Source organism: Mesorhizobium argentiipisi (SeqCode), from assembly GCF_037179585.1.
GTDB lineage: Bacteria > Pseudomonadota > Alphaproteobacteria > Rhizobiales > Rhizobiaceae > Mesorhizobium > Mesorhizobium argentiipisi.
The window spans coordinates 224,744-238,471 of the sequence record NZ_JAPYKO010000005.1; the positions used below are offsets into that span (position 1 = coordinate 224,744).

The 13,728-nt window shown below is 64.8% G+C and carries 14 protein-coding genes; 8 read left to right on the forward strand and 6 right to left on the reverse strand.

The genetic code is table 11. The features are described 5' to 3' along the window. Nucleotides 1-61: 61 nt before the first annotated feature. Nucleotides 62-328 (reverse strand): hypothetical protein, encoded by a 267-nt coding sequence (locus O7A05_RS10765; protein WP_337093020.1) that lies wholly within the window; start codon nt 326-328, stop codon nt 62-64. A 153-nt stretch (nt 329-481) separates the two neighbouring features. On the opposite strand from O7A05_RS10765, the gene O7A05_RS10770 reads away from it, so the two are divergent. Continuing rightward, on the forward strand, nt 482-973 hold the full coding sequence (locus tag O7A05_RS10770) for a hypothetical protein (protein WP_337093021.1): 492 nt from the start codon (nt 482-484) through the stop codon (nt 971-973). 35 nt (nt 974-1,008) lie between these two features. Here the strand turns inward: O7A05_RS10770 and O7A05_RS10775 are convergent, their stop codons facing one another. Beyond that, the gene (locus tag O7A05_RS10775) at nt 1,009-1,413 is read right to left on the reverse strand and encodes a hypothetical protein (RefSeq protein WP_337093022.1); all 405 of its coding nucleotides are present in this window, start codon (nt 1,411-1,413) and stop codon (nt 1,009-1,011) included. A gap of 125 nt (nt 1,414-1,538) precedes the next feature. Then, on the reverse strand, nt 1,539-2,729 hold the full coding sequence (locus tag O7A05_RS10780; protein ID WP_337093024.1) for a DUF1173 domain-containing protein: 1,191 nt from the start codon (nt 2,727-2,729) through the stop codon (nt 1,539-1,541). A gap of 184 nt (nt 2,730-2,913) precedes the next feature. Here O7A05_RS10780 and O7A05_RS10785 point away from each other — a divergent pair, with 184 nt between their 5' ends. The 4 genes from O7A05_RS10785 to O7A05_RS10800 all read left to right on the forward strand — a co-directional run bounded on the left by O7A05_RS10785 (nt 2,914) and on the right by O7A05_RS10800 (nt 10,312). Next, on the forward strand, nt 2,914-7,410 hold the full coding sequence (locus O7A05_RS10785) for a strawberry notch family protein (RefSeq protein ID WP_337093025.1): 4,497 nt from the start codon (nt 2,914-2,916) through the stop codon (nt 7,408-7,410). Nucleotides 7,411-7,422: 12 nt separating this feature from the next. Further along, complete coding sequence (locus O7A05_RS10790; protein WP_337093026.1) at nt 7,423-8,466, forward strand: DUF7146 domain-containing protein; 1,044 nt, start codon at nt 7,423-7,425, stop codon at nt 8,464-8,466. A 246-nt stretch (nt 8,467-8,712) separates the two neighbouring features. Next, the gene (locus tag O7A05_RS10795) at nt 8,713-9,657 is read left to right on the forward strand and encodes a DUF2493 domain-containing protein (RefSeq protein ID WP_337093027.1); all 945 of its coding nucleotides are present in this window, start codon (nt 8,713-8,715) and stop codon (nt 9,655-9,657) included. Between the two features lie 232 nt (nt 9,658-9,889). Then, entirely contained in the window at nt 9,890-10,312 is a 423-nt protein-coding gene (locus O7A05_RS10800; RefSeq protein ID WP_337093029.1) for an antirestriction protein, read from the forward strand. A gap of 75 nt (nt 10,313-10,387) precedes the next feature. Here O7A05_RS10800 and O7A05_RS10805 read toward each other — a convergent pair whose 3' ends face one another. Genes O7A05_RS10805 through O7A05_RS10815 form a run of 3 tightly spaced genes read right to left on the reverse strand, consistent with a single transcriptional unit; the run spans nt 10,388 to nt 11,313 of the window. Beyond that, complete coding sequence (locus O7A05_RS10805; RefSeq protein WP_337093030.1) at nt 10,388-10,669, reverse strand: hypothetical protein; 282 nt, start codon at nt 10,667-10,669, stop codon at nt 10,388-10,390. A 33-nt stretch (nt 10,670-10,702) separates the two neighbouring features. Further along, entirely contained in the window at nt 10,703-10,984 is a 282-nt protein-coding gene (locus tag O7A05_RS10810; protein ID WP_140812471.1) for a helix-turn-helix domain-containing protein, read from the reverse strand. Further along, the gene (locus O7A05_RS10815; RefSeq protein WP_140812472.1) at nt 10,981-11,313 is read right to left on the reverse strand and encodes a type II toxin-antitoxin system RelE/ParE family toxin; all 333 of its coding nucleotides are present in this window, start codon (nt 11,311-11,313) and stop codon (nt 10,981-10,983) included. Before O7A05_RS10815 ends, O7A05_RS10810 begins: the two co-directional genes overlap by 4 nt. A gap of 394 nt (nt 11,314-11,707) precedes the next feature. Between O7A05_RS10815 and O7A05_RS10820 the strand changes: the two genes are divergently transcribed. The 3 genes from O7A05_RS10820 (at nt 11,708) to O7A05_RS10830 (ending at nt 13,667) form a co-directional block, all read left to right on the forward strand. Beyond that, nucleotides 11,708-12,241 (forward strand): hypothetical protein, encoded by a 534-nt coding sequence (locus tag O7A05_RS10820; protein ID WP_337093031.1) that lies wholly within the window; start codon nt 11,708-11,710, stop codon nt 12,239-12,241. A gap of 702 nt (nt 12,242-12,943) precedes the next feature. Then, the gene (locus O7A05_RS10825; protein ID WP_027144402.1) at nt 12,944-13,267 is read left to right on the forward strand and encodes a DUF736 domain-containing protein; all 324 of its coding nucleotides are present in this window, start codon (nt 12,944-12,946) and stop codon (nt 13,265-13,267) included. 58 nt (nt 13,268-13,325) lie between these two features. Continuing rightward, nucleotides 13,326-13,667, forward strand: coding sequence for a hypothetical protein (locus O7A05_RS10830; protein ID WP_337093033.1), 342 nt, complete (start codon nt 13,326-13,328; stop codon nt 13,665-13,667). Nucleotides 13,668-13,728 lie beyond the last annotated feature (61 nt).

The window sequence follows — 13,728 nt, forward strand, 5'->3', positions numbered from 1 at the left end:
GTTGCCACCTCCTACAGCACCGGCGGGGTCGTCATTGAGGTGACCCCGATCGGCGGCGCGTTTATGTGAGCAGGATGGTCCTGGATCGTTGAGCTTCAGCTGATTGAGCACGGCCGACGACGAAGACCTCGTCTGAATTCGCCTCGAACAGCATCAGGATGCGGCTGTCGACGGCGACGCATTCGTTGATCCAGTGACGGTCAGTGTCGCAGTGCTTTGCAGCGCGATCGGGCGGCACATAGACGATCGTGAAGTGCGAAAGCGTTTCGCCCGTCGGCGCCGCATAGAAATATTTTGGGATGTTCTCGACACCTTGTCGAGTCGGCATCCACGTTGCCGGATCGGGTCACATCTACGCTGGCTGAAGCCTATCGTCCACCCACCGCAACCATCGACCGCATGTTGTCACGCCACGGATGTTTCGAAACCCGCAGCATGCTCGCCGTACAACACGATCGCTGGTCACCCTCACCATACCGGCATGGTCGAGAAACCGATGTCCGGCGCGTGCGCCGGCATCGTGCGTAACAACTGGAGAAAAGCCATGCCCGAGTTCACCGTTGAAACAACTTACCGCATGCCGGTTTACCGGCAGCGCAGTTATCACGCCGCAACTGCCAGCGATGCCTGCCGTCAGGCCATTGAGGATGACGACTGGTCCGATCAAAAGCTCGACTTCGAAACTGCTGGCGAAACCTACATCACCGGCCTCTGGTCCGGTGCCGACGCCGCCTATCGCGGCCCGTCAATTGCAGTGCCTTCGTATTTCCACGAGACGAGCCAACGGAAGGCCGACCACTTCCATGAACTTCTCGATCAGCTCGCTTATGTCGCCCAGCCGATGGGCCTCTCTCAGGTGGACTTCGAATGCTGGCTGCCAAGGGCAACCGCGGCGATCGAAAAGGCGAGAGCGATCATTGAGGAGCGCCGTGATTCAGTGCAGGGCGCGGGGGAGCCGGATGGCTCGCCATAGTTGGCCAACGCCCTCGTTCAAAGTCGCGGAGAAATTTACTTGCCCTTGCGAAGCACTTTGGGCAACCGACGCTTCCATCGCTCCGCGCGTGGAAGGGACTCTGCGCTCTTCCGAGGCTTTCGCGACAAGCGCGTCCGCTGCGGCTCTTTAGCCATAACAGCGGCCCCAGACCCGGTCTCGACGCTCGGCAGACCGGCGTCCTTGATGATCTCCGATACAGGAAGCTCCTGGGAAGACGTCGAGAGCTCCGAAAAATCTGCTTTCGGGGTGCTGTCGATTGTTGTGACAGGCACCACAGGCGCCTCGATGTTCGTCAGTTCCGGTGCCGTTTCCGCGCCAATCGCGGCAAGATCGAGCTTTCCCCAGATCGAACGCTGCCGCGCGGGCTCACCACGCTTCTTCTTCACCTCGACGATGAAGGGTCGGCTCTGCCGCCTCATGTTGAATTACCTTTGGATGGGAATCGATCCGCTTACAGCGAGCCTGCTTGTCCAACGCATTGTCTGAATCGATGACTGCCAACCGATTCACGACATTGATGGAAATCGCAGTTGTCATCCCTCGCCTACGGAAGAGCCGGCATCTCCCCGTCACCGACCCGCCAGGTCCACGCACCAATCTCCGGCCGATCCGCAATCATGTCCTGCAGCGAAACCTCGAACGCTTCGTCCGCTCCAGCCGGGACGACAAAGAGCGCGATTGGTTCGTTCCTGTTCTGGAGCAATGCGTTGGCGATCGGCTGGTCGGGTTGCAGGTCGTAGCGCAATCCCTTTACGCTCTTCTCGCGAAGACGGGCAAGCGCGTCGATCAGCCGCTTTTCAGGGACCGTCTCGTAAGGAATCCAGTTCTCGGACACGACCATCAACGCGATCTCCTCGACAATGGCGAGGCCGGCCGAATTCAGTCCGAACGTGGCGATAGCCATGAGATGTGAGCTCGAATCCGCTCCCCACAGCGACAATTCTCTCTCGAAGCGTGCCTGCAAACGCCGATGCATTGCGTCGTCGATGATGAAGGGAAAACCGGGCAAATGCCTGACGACAAGTTTCTGACCCGATCGAGCAGACACGATCTCCTTCACCTCGCCTACGAGGAGCAGCAACTTCCGCGGTCCGGATTTTGGCGGAAGTGCTGTAGCAAGAACCACGTTGCGACGCTGTTCGATCGCTTCCTTGTTCTCGGCCCGGAACGGCTCGGGGACGAACAGGATGTCCGAAAGCGCTCCGCCTCTCACTGTCATTTGCCCGGCCGCCTCGATGAGGTGCCAGCGGACATTCCACCAATGTCGCTTGCCGGCCCATCTGGATGTCCAGACCGTCAATTCAGCCTCGTGCCAGAGATAGTGAAGGAGGCCACGCAATGACATCCTCCTTGGATCTCCGGCCACGCTGGCGGAGTTCTGGCCAGCAGGCATGGACGCCGCCCGACTTCCCATCTTCGACAGGCTGAAATCGAGCTTCAAAGCCGCCATGCCGCTTTGCGGATTGACCTGGATCGCGCTGCCCATCAAGGCGCCCAGACCGGACAATTCGTAAGGCGATTCATAGGAATCGCAGGACGGATCATGCCCGCCGCCGCTGAGCGGCATGCGCTTGATCAGATGCAGGTCGCCGATGCGGGCGATGTACATCGGGCAGCCCGGCTCGCGGCACAGGCATAGTGGACGCTCCCCGCAGGCATACGCGTTCGCCAGTGTCGCCTGCAGGTCAGGCGCCCCTTCCTCGAAGACCTCACTGCCAATTCTAAATCGTCGCATCACCTCCGCAGCTCCAGGTCGCCGCCGCATCCCTGTCCGCGCATTGAGTCATGACTTTGCGCAGAGCGCAACCCGTTTGGTGCATCGGCCCCAGAGGGAGAGGGGAGCAGGGAGGAGTGCGGCCCGGCTGGCGCGGAGAGAGTGCCGGAGTGGGGGCCACTCCCCTCTCGCGAAGGACATCTCCATGAACATCGTCTCGACTACATCGACCGTTGCCCGGACGGCCGCTCCCCTTGCCGCACCGCCGCCCGCCGCCATCGACAACGCCCAGGCGATCTATCAGGCGGCAATGCAGCTTCTGCCTTTCCTCGAACAGGGCAAGCCTGTCACCACCGCCGTCCTGCGCACCGCCATGACCGAAAGTTTCGGCGGCAGCGATGCGCAGGGCTTCTGGGTTTGGAAGGATGCCTACGAAGCGCTCGAAGCCGCCCAGGTGCTGTTCCTGCGGCGGTTCGGACAGGCGATCCTGTCCCGGTCGTCCACGCCGCAGGCCGCGCTCTCCATGATGAGCAGGATCGCGCAACTCATGCCGACCCACACACGGCGTTCCGACGAAAGCCAGGCCATGCAGCAGCTCTCCACGCCACTGCCGCTCGCCTTCGTCGCGGCTCACGCCGCAGGGGTCGCGTCGTCAGACCTCGTTCTCGAACCCTCGGCCGGCACCGGCCTTCTCGCCGTCCATGCCGAGATCGCGCGGGCCTCGCTCTTCCTCAACGAGTTTGCCGATATGCGGGCCGATCTCCTCGGCCTGCTGTTCCAGCGTGTACCGGTCTCGCGGCACGACGCCGCCCATATCGATGATCACCTCGATGCCGGCATCCAGCCCTCCGTAGTACTGATGAATCCACCTTTCACGGTCGGCGCCTATGTCGACGGCCATGTCGCCGATGCTGGATGGCGACACCTCTCCTCCGCATTGGCACGCCTGCGTTCGGGCGGCCGTCTTGTTGCCATCACCGGCACCGGCCTTTCACCCGAAAACCCCAAATGGCGGGCTGCCTTCGAGCGGCTGCAGCAGCAGGGCACCGTCATCTTCACCGCGGCGATCGACGGCCGCGTCTATGCACGCCATGGCACCACCGCCGAAACCCGCCTAACGATCATCGACAAGGTGCCATGCGCGGACCCGTCCGGCTTCGTTTCCTCGCCGGGCAAGGCTTTGGACGTGGAGACGCTGCTTGCCTGGATCGCCGACCTGCCGCCCCGCACCCCGGGCGGCTTCCCAGACTCGATCGGCGCCCGGTCGAACGAGATCCTGCGCAATGCCGCCATACACATGGCGGGCCGATCCGCATCGAAAGCTGCACCTGTGGTCGCCCCACCGGCTGCCCCGAACGCCATCCGGCCGGTCCGCTCAGTCCCGCGGGCGAAGTCCACCCGCCCGGTGACGACGAGCATCACGCCGGCCATCCCCCTCGCCTACGAACTGCGCGACTGGATGCCGGAGGAGGGCGGCCGGCTCACCGACACGATCTACGAGCCCTATGTACTTCAGTCGATCCACATTCCGCGGGCCAAGCCGCATCCGACGCCGCTCGTGCAGTCGGCCGCCATGGCCGCCGTCGCACCCCCGAAGCCATCCTACCGGCCGCTCCTGCCTGACACGATCGTTGATGAGGGCCTGCTGTCTGACGCCCAGCTCGAGAGCGTGATCTATGTCGGCGAAGCGCATTCCGGCCATCTCGCCGGCGCCTGGATCGTCGACGAGCCCTGCGATGTCGTCTCGGCCGCGCCTGACGGCGCCGACAATGCGGTTCGCTTCCGCCGTGGGTGGTTTTTGGGGGACGGCACTGGCTGCGGCAAGGGCCGCCAGGTCGCCGGCATCATTCTCGACAACTGGCTGCAGGGCAGGCGCCGTGCGATCTGGATCTCGAAGTCGGACAAGCTGATCGAAGACGCACAGCGCGATTGGGCAGCACTTGGCCAGGAGAAACTCCTGGTCCAACCCTTGTCCCGTTATCGGCAGGGCACGCCGATCCGCCTTGCCGAAGGCATCCTCTTCACCACCTACGCGACGCTGCGCTCCCAGGAACGCGAGGGCAGGAAATCCCGGATTGCCCAGATCCTCGACTGGGTCGGACAAGAGGCGGGAAGGGCCGGAGGCCCGACAGAGATCAAAAAGTCTTTCGACGGGGTAATCGTCTTCGACGAGGCGCATGCCATGGCCAATGCCGCCGGTGGAAAAAGCGAACGCGGCGACGTCGCGCCTTCGCAGCAGGGCAAGGCAGGACTGCGGCTCCAGCACGCGCTTCCCGACGCCCGTGTCGTCTATGTCTCGGCCACGGGCGCGACCGCCGTCGAAAACCTTGCCTATGCGCAGCGCCTTGGCATCTGGGGCAGCGAGGATTTCCCCTTCGCCAACCGCGCCGAGTTCGTGGCCGCCATCGAGGACGGCGGTGTCGCGGCGATGGAAGTGCTTGCCCGCGACCTCAAATCGCTTGGGCTCTATACCGCTCGCTCACTCTCCTATGACGGTGTCGAATACGACCTGCTCGAGCACGAACTGACCGAGGAGCAGATCCGCATCTACAACGCCTATGCGGACGCCTTCCAGGTCATCCACAACAACCTGACCGCAGCACTGGAGGCGGCCAACATCACCGGCGGGACCGCCACGCTGAACCGCAACGCCAAGGCTGCGGCGCGCTCAGCCTTCGAGAGCACCAAGCAACGCTTCTTCAGCCATCTCATCACCTCGATGATGACGCCGACCTTGATCGGCGCGATCGAGCAGGACCGCACCGACGGTCATGCGGCCGTGGTGCAGATTGTCTCGACCGGCGAGGCGCTGATGGAACGACGGCTGGCCGAGATTCCGACCGAGGAATGGTCGGATCTCCATGTCGACGTGACGCCGCGCGAGTATGTCGGCGGATATTTGATGCATTCCTTCCCGACGCAGCTGTTCGAGGAATATTCGGACGCAGACGGGAACGTCTATTCGCGACCCGCGCATGATGAGGATGGCAACCCTGTTCAATGCCGGGAAGCCGTACGCCGGCGTGACGAGATGATCGAGAAGCTTGCGTCGCTGCCGCCGGTCGGCAGTGCCCTCGACCAGATCATCCACCACTTCGGCACTGACAGCGTTGCCGAGGTGACGGGCCGCTCGCGCCGCATCGTCAGGAAGACCGGCCGCGACGGTGTCGACCGGCTCGCCGTCGAAAATCGTCCGGGCTCGGCCAACCTCGCCGAAACCCAGAGTTTCATGGATGACGACAAAAGCGTGCTGATCTTTTCGGACGCCGGCGGCACAGGGCGCTCCTATCACGCCGCTCTCGGTGTCAGGAACCAGAGGCTGCGCAAGCACTATCTGCTCGAAGCCGGCTGGCGCGCCGACAACGCCATCCAGGGTCTCGGCCGGACCCACCGCACAAATCAGAAGCAACCGCCGCTGTTCCGGCCCATGGCCGCCAATGTGAAGGCGGGCAAGCGGTTTTTATCGACTATCGCGCGGCGGCTCGACACGTTGGGTGCGATTACACGCGGCCAGCGCCAGACCGGCGGGGCAGGGCTGTTCCGGTCCGAGGACAATCTGGAAAGCCCCTATGCTCACGCGGCGCTACGCCAGCTCTACATGCTGCTCCATCAGGGCAAGATCGAGGGCTGCTCGCTCACGACCTTCGAGGCCGTGACCGGCTTGTCGCTGACCACCGACGAGGGCGGCCTGCGCGACGAGTTGCCGCCGATCACGACCTGGCTCAATCGGCTGCTCGCACTGCGCATCGAGACCCAGAACCTCCTGTTCGAGGTCTTCGAGCAGTTGATGACGGGAAGAATAGAAGGCGCCATCGCCGCCGGCACCTACGACAAGGGGCTGGAGACGATCACGGCGGAGAGCATCGTCATCACCGATCGCCGCACCGTCTACACGCATCCGGTTTCGGGCGCGCAGTCGCATGTGCTGACCGTCGCGCGCAAGGACCGCATCCGCCCGCTCGGCCTGGCCGACGTGCTGGCAATCGCCCGCGCGGAGCCGCAATCGGTTCTGCTGGCCAACACGCGGTCGAGCCGCGCGGCCGTGCAACTGCCGACGGCGAGCCTCATGCTCGACGACGGAGCCGTCGAGCACCGCGTACGTCTGCTGCGGCCGACGGACGAACTGCGCTTCGGCCGTGATGCGCTCGCCGAGACGCATTGGCAGGCTGCGGAGCGGAAGGTGTTTTGCGAACTCTGGGAGGCGGAAGCCGCCGCGGTGCCGGAGTTCACCACCAGCACCTTCAACATCGTCACAGGGCTCCTGCTGCCGATCTGGCGGCGGTTGCCTGACGACGATTGCCGGGTTTACCGCATCCAGACGGACGCCGGCGAGCGCATCATCGGCCGTCATATCGCGCCGACGCTGGTCGCGACCATGTACCGCAATCTCGGTCTCGATGATGTGCCAACGCTCGCGCCGGAGGAAGCTTGGACCGGCCTGGTCGAGGGCAGGATCGGGCTGCAGCTTGCCGATGGCCTGATCCTGCGCCGCAGCCGGGTTATGAGCGACTACCGCGTCGAACTCATCGGCTTCACCGACGCCATGGTCCCCAGGCTGAAGGCGCTGGGGCTGATTTCCGAGATCATCTCCTGGAAGCTCCGGCTGTTCATCCCGACGGCCAAGCAAGGGCCCGCTATCCTCGCCTCGCTCCTCGACCGCCATACGCTGGTCGGCGTCACTGACCGTACCGCAGCGGCTTGAGGGGAGGCGATCATGACCGGCTCGGCATCCGAGCTGGCACGCCGCCTCGGCGACCAAGCAGAGGCGGTGTGCCGTGAATATCTCTCCAACGGTCATCGCTCCGGCAATCACTGGATCGTCGGCGATGTCTGCAACACGCGCGGCCGCTCCATGCATGTGCGGCTAGAGGCCAACACGAAAGGACCAGCCGGAAAGTGGGTCGATGAGCAAAGCGGGGAACATGGCGATCTGCTCGACGTGATCGCACACAGCTGCGGCCTCGCCAATTTCCGCGAAGTCGCCGATGAAGCGCGCCGGTTCCTCTCCATGCCGCGACCACAGTCGCCGACCTCCGGCGGGCAGCGCCAACCAGCCGCCGCACGCGGCTCTCCCGACGCTGCGCGTCGCCTGTTCGGCATGTCACAGCCGATCGCCGGCACGCTTGCCGAACGCTACCTCGCCGGTCGCGGCATCCGGCTCGCCGCGCACGAGCGCACCCTGCGCTTCCATCCCGGCTGCTACTACCGGGATCTCTTAACGGGCGAGACGCAGAACTTGCCAGCGCTGATCGCCGCAGTCACCGACCGCGACGGTCGTATCACCGGCCTCCAGCGCACCTGGCTCGCTCCGGACGGCAACGGCAAGGCGACACTCATCGATCCTCGCCGGTCGCTCGGCCACTTGCTCGGTAACGCTATTTGGCTCGGCCTCGATCCCGGGGCCGAGGTGCCGGTCATGGCCGCCGGCGAGGGATTCGAGACGATGGCTTCGCTCAGGACGGTGATGCCGACGCTGCCGGTGGCCGCTGCCACCTCGGCCAATCACCTCGCCGGCCTGAGCTTCCCGCTTGGTTGCCGTCGCCTCTACATCGCAGCCGATGCGGACGCCGCCGGCCGGCATGGCATCGAACGTCTCAGCCGGCGAGCAGGCAAGGCCGGGATCCTCGCCCTGGCGCTGCGGCCGCAGCTTGGCGACTTCAACGACGATCTGCGCTATCTCGGCCCTGCCCATCTCACGGCATGGCTCGGCGATCAGCTCGCCGCGGAGGATGCTCGTCGCTTTCTGCCGTCCGGATGAAGGGCTCGGGCCGGCAGGCGGGCAGGGGCGGCGTCATTGAAAGCCTCGCAGGCATGGCGGCGGTCCGCCGGAGAGGCCGCGCCCGCGGCCTGCCTGAGAGGCGATCCCTGCCACCCCCAGTTCACGGCCGCAACGGCTGCGCCGTCCTCCGCTCGCGCTCCGGCCTTCGGTGCGGCCGCGCCCGGGGCGCGGCCGGGTTTCGCTGTCAGGCCGCGATGGGCGCGGCCACAACCGACGGAGCACACCATGACCTACGAGCTTCCTTTCGACGACGGCTACGAGCCCTACCACGCCTCCTCGCCGACCGACCGCGTCATCCTCGAACTGCAGATGTACGGCCACCGCCCGCATCAGGACGAACCCGATCCCCGGCCGCTTCCCGACGACGAGGTGATCCGGGTTGGCCTCGCCGGGATCGTCGAGACCTTTGCCGGCATGCTTGGCGACACCAGGCTCGAACCCGACCTCGACGACCTGCTCTGGTCTTTCACCAATGTCTTTCACCGCGCCGCGGAACGCGTCGCCCGCAGCCTCGACCGCAATGAGGAAGCGCAGCGCTCGAGCCAGAACGAGCAGGACGGCTCGGAGGTGAAGTCGGTCGAGCTGGAACGGCTCACGGCCGAGGGCATCACCTATATCGAGCGCCGCAACGTTCTCGAGATCATGCGCGACGAGGCCGCCGACCTCTACGAGGCGCAGACCGGATCGGCATGGCGGCCGCGCACCGGCTCCAAGGTCTCCCACCAGTCGATGACCGCGGCGGTGATCGACAGCCGCGACTTCCTCGCCGCCCGCCGCCTCGCCGAAGCCGAGGTGCTCGTTCCGGCCGGCACCAAGATCGCCTTCGCCGGAGGCCTCGACTGCAACGATCACGACCGGATCTGGGACGCGCTCGACAAGGCCCGCGAGAAGCATCCCGACATGGTACTGCTCCACGGCGGCAGCCCGCGCGGCGCCGAACGCATCGCCGCCTGCTGGGCCGAGAACCGCAAGGTCACGCAGATCGCCTTCAAGCCGGATTGGAACCGGCACGCCAAGGCGGCTCCGTTCCGCCGCAACGACCAGCTTCTCTCGGTCGTGCCCTACGGCCTGATCGTCTTTCCCGGCTCCGGCATCACCGAGAACCTGGCCGACAAGGCCCGCCGCCTCGGCATCCCGGTCTGGCGGTTCATCGAGGAGGGCGGCGCGTGAGCGCCGCCCCACCATCCCTGATTCCGACCTTCCCGGCCCCGCGCAGCGGGCGGCCGGTTTCGGTGTGCCAGTCCGGACGGTCACGGCGGTCCAGCGGCCTCTCCGATGCAAACGCGTCTCGCGATGGCGGCCTATGAGAGAGCCAGAGGTGGCCGAGAGCGGAGGGCAGTGCGGGGCGGTGAGAGAGAGCCCCCGTGCCGCTTCCATCGCGCTCTCTCTGGAGGACCAGATCATGACAACTCACAACACTGCCACCCGCGTCGCCACCCTGGTGAGCGAGGACCGTCGGGTGAACTTTCTCCCCGGCCTGTTCGGGCTCCAGCACCTGATGGTCGCCGAGAACACCCTCTACGGCCTCATGGAATGGCTGAGCCCGCTCGATTATGGCGGGGGCTTCTGGCGGTTCTACGAGTACGAGGGCAAGCCGCTCTATCTCGTGCCGACTTCGAAGGATCGCTATCGGATCACCTGCGAGACCAATGGCTACGAGGGCGAGGTATCCGCCGACGCGGCAGGCGTCATCGTCACGCTGTTCGCCCTTTCGCATCTTTCGTTTCGATATGAGTCCGACCTGCTGGCCGAGGGGTACGCCCGCCTCTACGCATTCGCGGCCGAACATCCGGAAGCCTCCGAAATATTCCAGGCGATCGACTGACCGCCATCGGCGCCTGATAGGTGCAAGGGGGCCGCGTTTACGGCTCCCTTGCAGATCTGCCCGCGTGGCGATCGTCTAGTCCGGATCGGTCTCGGTGAAGGGCGAGGGCAGGGTGGTTTCCTCGGGAAGCTGGGCGACAGCCTCGATTGCTCGTTTAAGCCTGTGGCTGCGAAAGGCGCTGTCGGCGAACCACAGCTCGATCTCGGCCGGATCCAGCGTGTCGACAAGCGCCGAGGTCGGCACGGCGCAGCCCGAGTCCCGGATAACGCGGATGTTGTGCTGATAGCGCCGGATGCGTTCCGCCATCGGCAGCTCCGGGCCCTGCTTGAGCAACTTGTCTTTCGGCCATTCCGGCATCGCATATCTCCCGCGGTGGCCTTCGCCTCATGGTCACGCCGCTTTGGCGATGTTCATTTCCACGTGCATGCCGGCTGTCGCCACCATGTTGACCAGAGTATCGAGGCCGAACAGGTCGATCTTGCCGCGCATGAGATCGGAGATGCGCGGCTGGGTGACGCCGAACAACCTGGCGGCCTGGGACTGGCTCAGCCCTTCGGTGGCAATGTGCTGCTTGAGCGCCATCATCAACGCCGACCGCAACTTCATGTTCTCGGCCTCGGCGGGCGTATCCGCGATGGCGTCCCACACACTCTCGAAGCGCTCGTTGCTCATCGGTTCAGCTCCTGCACCAGGTCCTTGTAACGTCCCGCGGCGAGCGTGAGGTCCGTCCGCGCCGTCTTCTGCGTCTTCTTCTGGAAGCAATGCAGCACATAAACAGCGTCGGCAAACCGGGCCACGTAGATAATCCTGAATGCGCCAGCCGCATCCCGGATCCTGATTTCCCGCACACCCTGCCCGACCGTGTTCATCGGCTTCCAGTCGTCCGGCTCGCGGCCGTTCTGAACCTGGTCGAGCTGATGACCAGCCTCGCGTCGCGCCGCCGCGGGAAAGGCGCGCAGATCGTCAAGGGCGCTCCCACGGAACTCGACAGACTTGGTCATCAAACCTACCAATACAAAATTTTATATGGCCTGGCAACTGCGACCGTCTCCGAGTGCTGGGATGGGTGATCCGCGTGATGACTTCTCATCGATCGTGCTGTGAGGCCTGTCGGGCACATCCGGCAGCGCCGGACCGGGCTCTATTGCGCCGCCAGAGGCGGCTCCACGAAGCCTGCTGACGCACTCTTCGCCCTTGCGGGGTCACGATCCCTTGCGCGACCCCCACGAGCAATTTCGGGACACACTCCACAAGGCTCGTGAGAAGCAGCCGGGCGGTGGGGGCCTCCGCGGCGCGTCGAACAATTGCGAGCATTGCCGTCCACGCCATCGGCTCGCGCAGGGCGAGGGGGTGGCTGGTGCGGGGCAGGGGCTTTGGAGAGAAAGGAGAGACACGATGGCGATGATATTCATTGGAGGCTCACGGGACATTAACGTCCTGCCCGAGCCTGTCATCGAGCGGATCAGCGCGATTGTCGCACACGAGCACGGCGTTCTCATCGGCGACGCGCCTGGGGCGGATGCAGAGGTGCAGGGCCTGCTGGCGGGCTATGGCTACGAGCATGTCGGTGTGTTCCATGCCGGCAAAGAACCGCGCCACAACCTCGGCGACTGGGCGGCCTACCGCATCCCGCCACCTGATGGCGCACAAGGTTTCGCCGTCCATGCCGGGAAGGACCGGGAAATGGCGCGCCGGGCCGACTATGGCCTGATGATCTGGGATGGCGCATCACCCGGCACCTTCCTGAATGTGCTGCGCCTAGTGTTGATCGCTTCGCCCTGCGTCGTCTACGACACGATGCGGAGCAGGGTGACGACCACCTGCAGCGTGGCTGAATGGCGAGCCATGTTCGAACGCGCCGGCGCCGACTTCGCGCGCGAGCTCATCGCCCGGATGACGGCAGAGGAGCGGAAAGCGGTAGCGGCGTAAGCGCAGATGGACGCCACCTTCAGTCACGTTGGGCGATCGGCTACGGTCTCGGCCAGCTTCCTATTGCAGCGCAACCCGGCCCCCTGCGAAGCCGGCATGACGCGCTCAGGACGGCCCCAGCATACGACGACCTTCTTGCTCTCATCGCCGCCGGGAGCCAGGACGACAGCCCTGAAGCACGGTTGCATGGCCGCCCACGCGGCGGCGCAGCGCCTCTCGCCGAATAGCTGCGACAGCTTCGTCGGCAGCGGCGATCATGACAGCCGTCGTCGGCTTGCCGAGGCTGCGGAGAGACCAGGGTGCTTCCTCGCCGGAGTTGGCGGTGCCGAACGATAGTGAGGGGCGATGACGGGAGCGGTCGAGGATCTCCCGGCGGCCGCCGGCCAGAGGTCACGCCTTGCGACCGAGGCAGCCACAGAAGATCGTCCCGGCTTCGGTTGCAACGCGAGCCATTCCCTTTTCATGTCGCCTTTGTAGAGGACCGCCTGCTTTGTGCGGTCAACCCCCGTTGGGGGTACACTCGGCGAAAATTCAGGAAAATTAAATTCGATTTCAATTTTGTTTGCGGGCCGGCGAAGGGCCTGCCCGCGGGTTTCGGCAAATAGAATTTTCCAGAATTTGCGCCGAGATGACCGCAGCAGGACGGCCCTCTCCTTCGACGCCATCGGGAATGGTTCCCGATGCAACCGAAGGAGAACTATCATGGCTACCACGATCGCCAACCTCACCACCAAGTCGGACGGCTCGATGGAAGGCGTCTTCGCAACGCTCCGGATCAACGCTCCGATCACCGTCATCCCGAACGGCAGCAAGGCCAGCGAGGAAGCGCCCGACTTCCGCATCCTCAACAAGCGCACCGGCTTCGAGATCGGCGCGGGCTGGTATCGCAAGTCGCAGCGGTCCGGCGAGGAATACCTCTCCGTCAAGCTCGAGGCGCCCGAGATCGGCGTGATCTTCGGCAATGTCGCACCGGCCCCCGGCGGCGATGAGAGCAAGAAGGTCATCCTCTGGAACAACCCGCAGTGAGCGATCGGTGGCCGGCCCCGCAGGGGCCGGCTTCCCCGCCAGGCAAAAGGAGGATGCAATGAGCCGCTACACGATCACGGTCACTGGCACCGTCACCGGACAAGGCCACTCGGACCCCGAAGCCGTCATCGGCTACGACCCGCCGCTTCGGACTTATTTCCTGCAGGCGTTCCCCCACGAAGTGACCGACGAACCCGCGCTCTGGCTTGGCACCCACGATCTGGCGTTCGAAGCGCTTGACGATCTTCACCACGCGGCAATTGCGCATGGCTACGACTTCATGCCGCTGCCGCCAGAGGTCGCCACGAAGCTGGTCGAGGACAAGGCCGCTGCCGGCGATCGTCCGCAGCGCGATGGAATCCTCGGGCGTCTTCTAAAGCGCCTCAACGACCCCGACTAGGCGAACGCAAAAAAAGGGCCGGCGACGGAGCTCCGTCGCCGGCCCTTTTTTTGTACATGGC

What these genes read in the sequence shown, in the direction of transcription:
- O7A05_RS10805 (WP_337093030.1), bottom strand. Translation starts at nt 10,669, where the DNA reads ATGCCGGAATGGCCGAAAGACAAGTTGCTCAAGCAGGGCCCGGAGCTG.
- O7A05_RS10775 (WP_337093022.1), bottom strand. Translation starts at nt 1,413, where the DNA reads ATGAGGCGGCAGAGCCGACCCTTCATCGTCGAGGTGAAGAAGAAGCGT.
- O7A05_RS10790 (WP_337093026.1), top strand. Translation starts at nt 7,423, where the DNA reads ATGACCGGCTCGGCATCCGAGCTGGCACGCCGCCTCGGCGACCAAGCA.
- O7A05_RS10820 (WP_337093031.1), top strand. Translation starts at nt 11,708, where the DNA reads ATGGCGATGATATTCATTGGAGGCTCACGGGACATTAACGTCCTGCCC.
- O7A05_RS10785 (WP_337093025.1), top strand. Translation starts at nt 2,914, where the DNA reads ATGAACATCGTCTCGACTACATCGACCGTTGCCCGGACGGCCGCTCCC.
- O7A05_RS10815 (WP_140812472.1), bottom strand. Translation starts at nt 11,313, where the DNA reads ATGACCAAGTCTGTCGAGTTCCGTGGGAGCGCCCTTGACGATCTGCGC.
- O7A05_RS10780 (WP_337093024.1), bottom strand. Translation starts at nt 2,729, where the DNA reads ATGCGACGATTTAGAATTGGCAGTGAGGTCTTCGAGGAAGGGGCGCCT.
- O7A05_RS10800 (WP_337093029.1), top strand. Translation starts at nt 9,890, where the DNA reads ATGACAACTCACAACACTGCCACCCGCGTCGCCACCCTGGTGAGCGAG.
- O7A05_RS10795 (WP_337093027.1), top strand. Translation starts at nt 8,713, where the DNA reads ATGACCTACGAGCTTCCTTTCGACGACGGCTACGAGCCCTACCACGCC.
- O7A05_RS10830 (WP_337093033.1), top strand. Translation starts at nt 13,326, where the DNA reads ATGAGCCGCTACACGATCACGGTCACTGGCACCGTCACCGGACAAGGC.
- O7A05_RS10810 (WP_140812471.1), bottom strand. Translation starts at nt 10,984, where the DNA reads ATGAGCAACGAGCGCTTCGAGAGTGTGTGGGACGCCATCGCGGATACG.
- O7A05_RS10765 (WP_337093020.1), bottom strand. Translation starts at nt 328, where the DNA reads ATGCCGACTCGACAAGGTGTCGAGAACATCCCAAAATATTTCTATGCG.
- O7A05_RS10770 (WP_337093021.1), top strand. Translation starts at nt 482, where the DNA reads ATGGTCGAGAAACCGATGTCCGGCGCGTGCGCCGGCATCGTGCGTAAC.
- O7A05_RS10825 (WP_027144402.1), top strand. Translation starts at nt 12,944, where the DNA reads ATGGCTACCACGATCGCCAACCTCACCACCAAGTCGGACGGCTCGATG.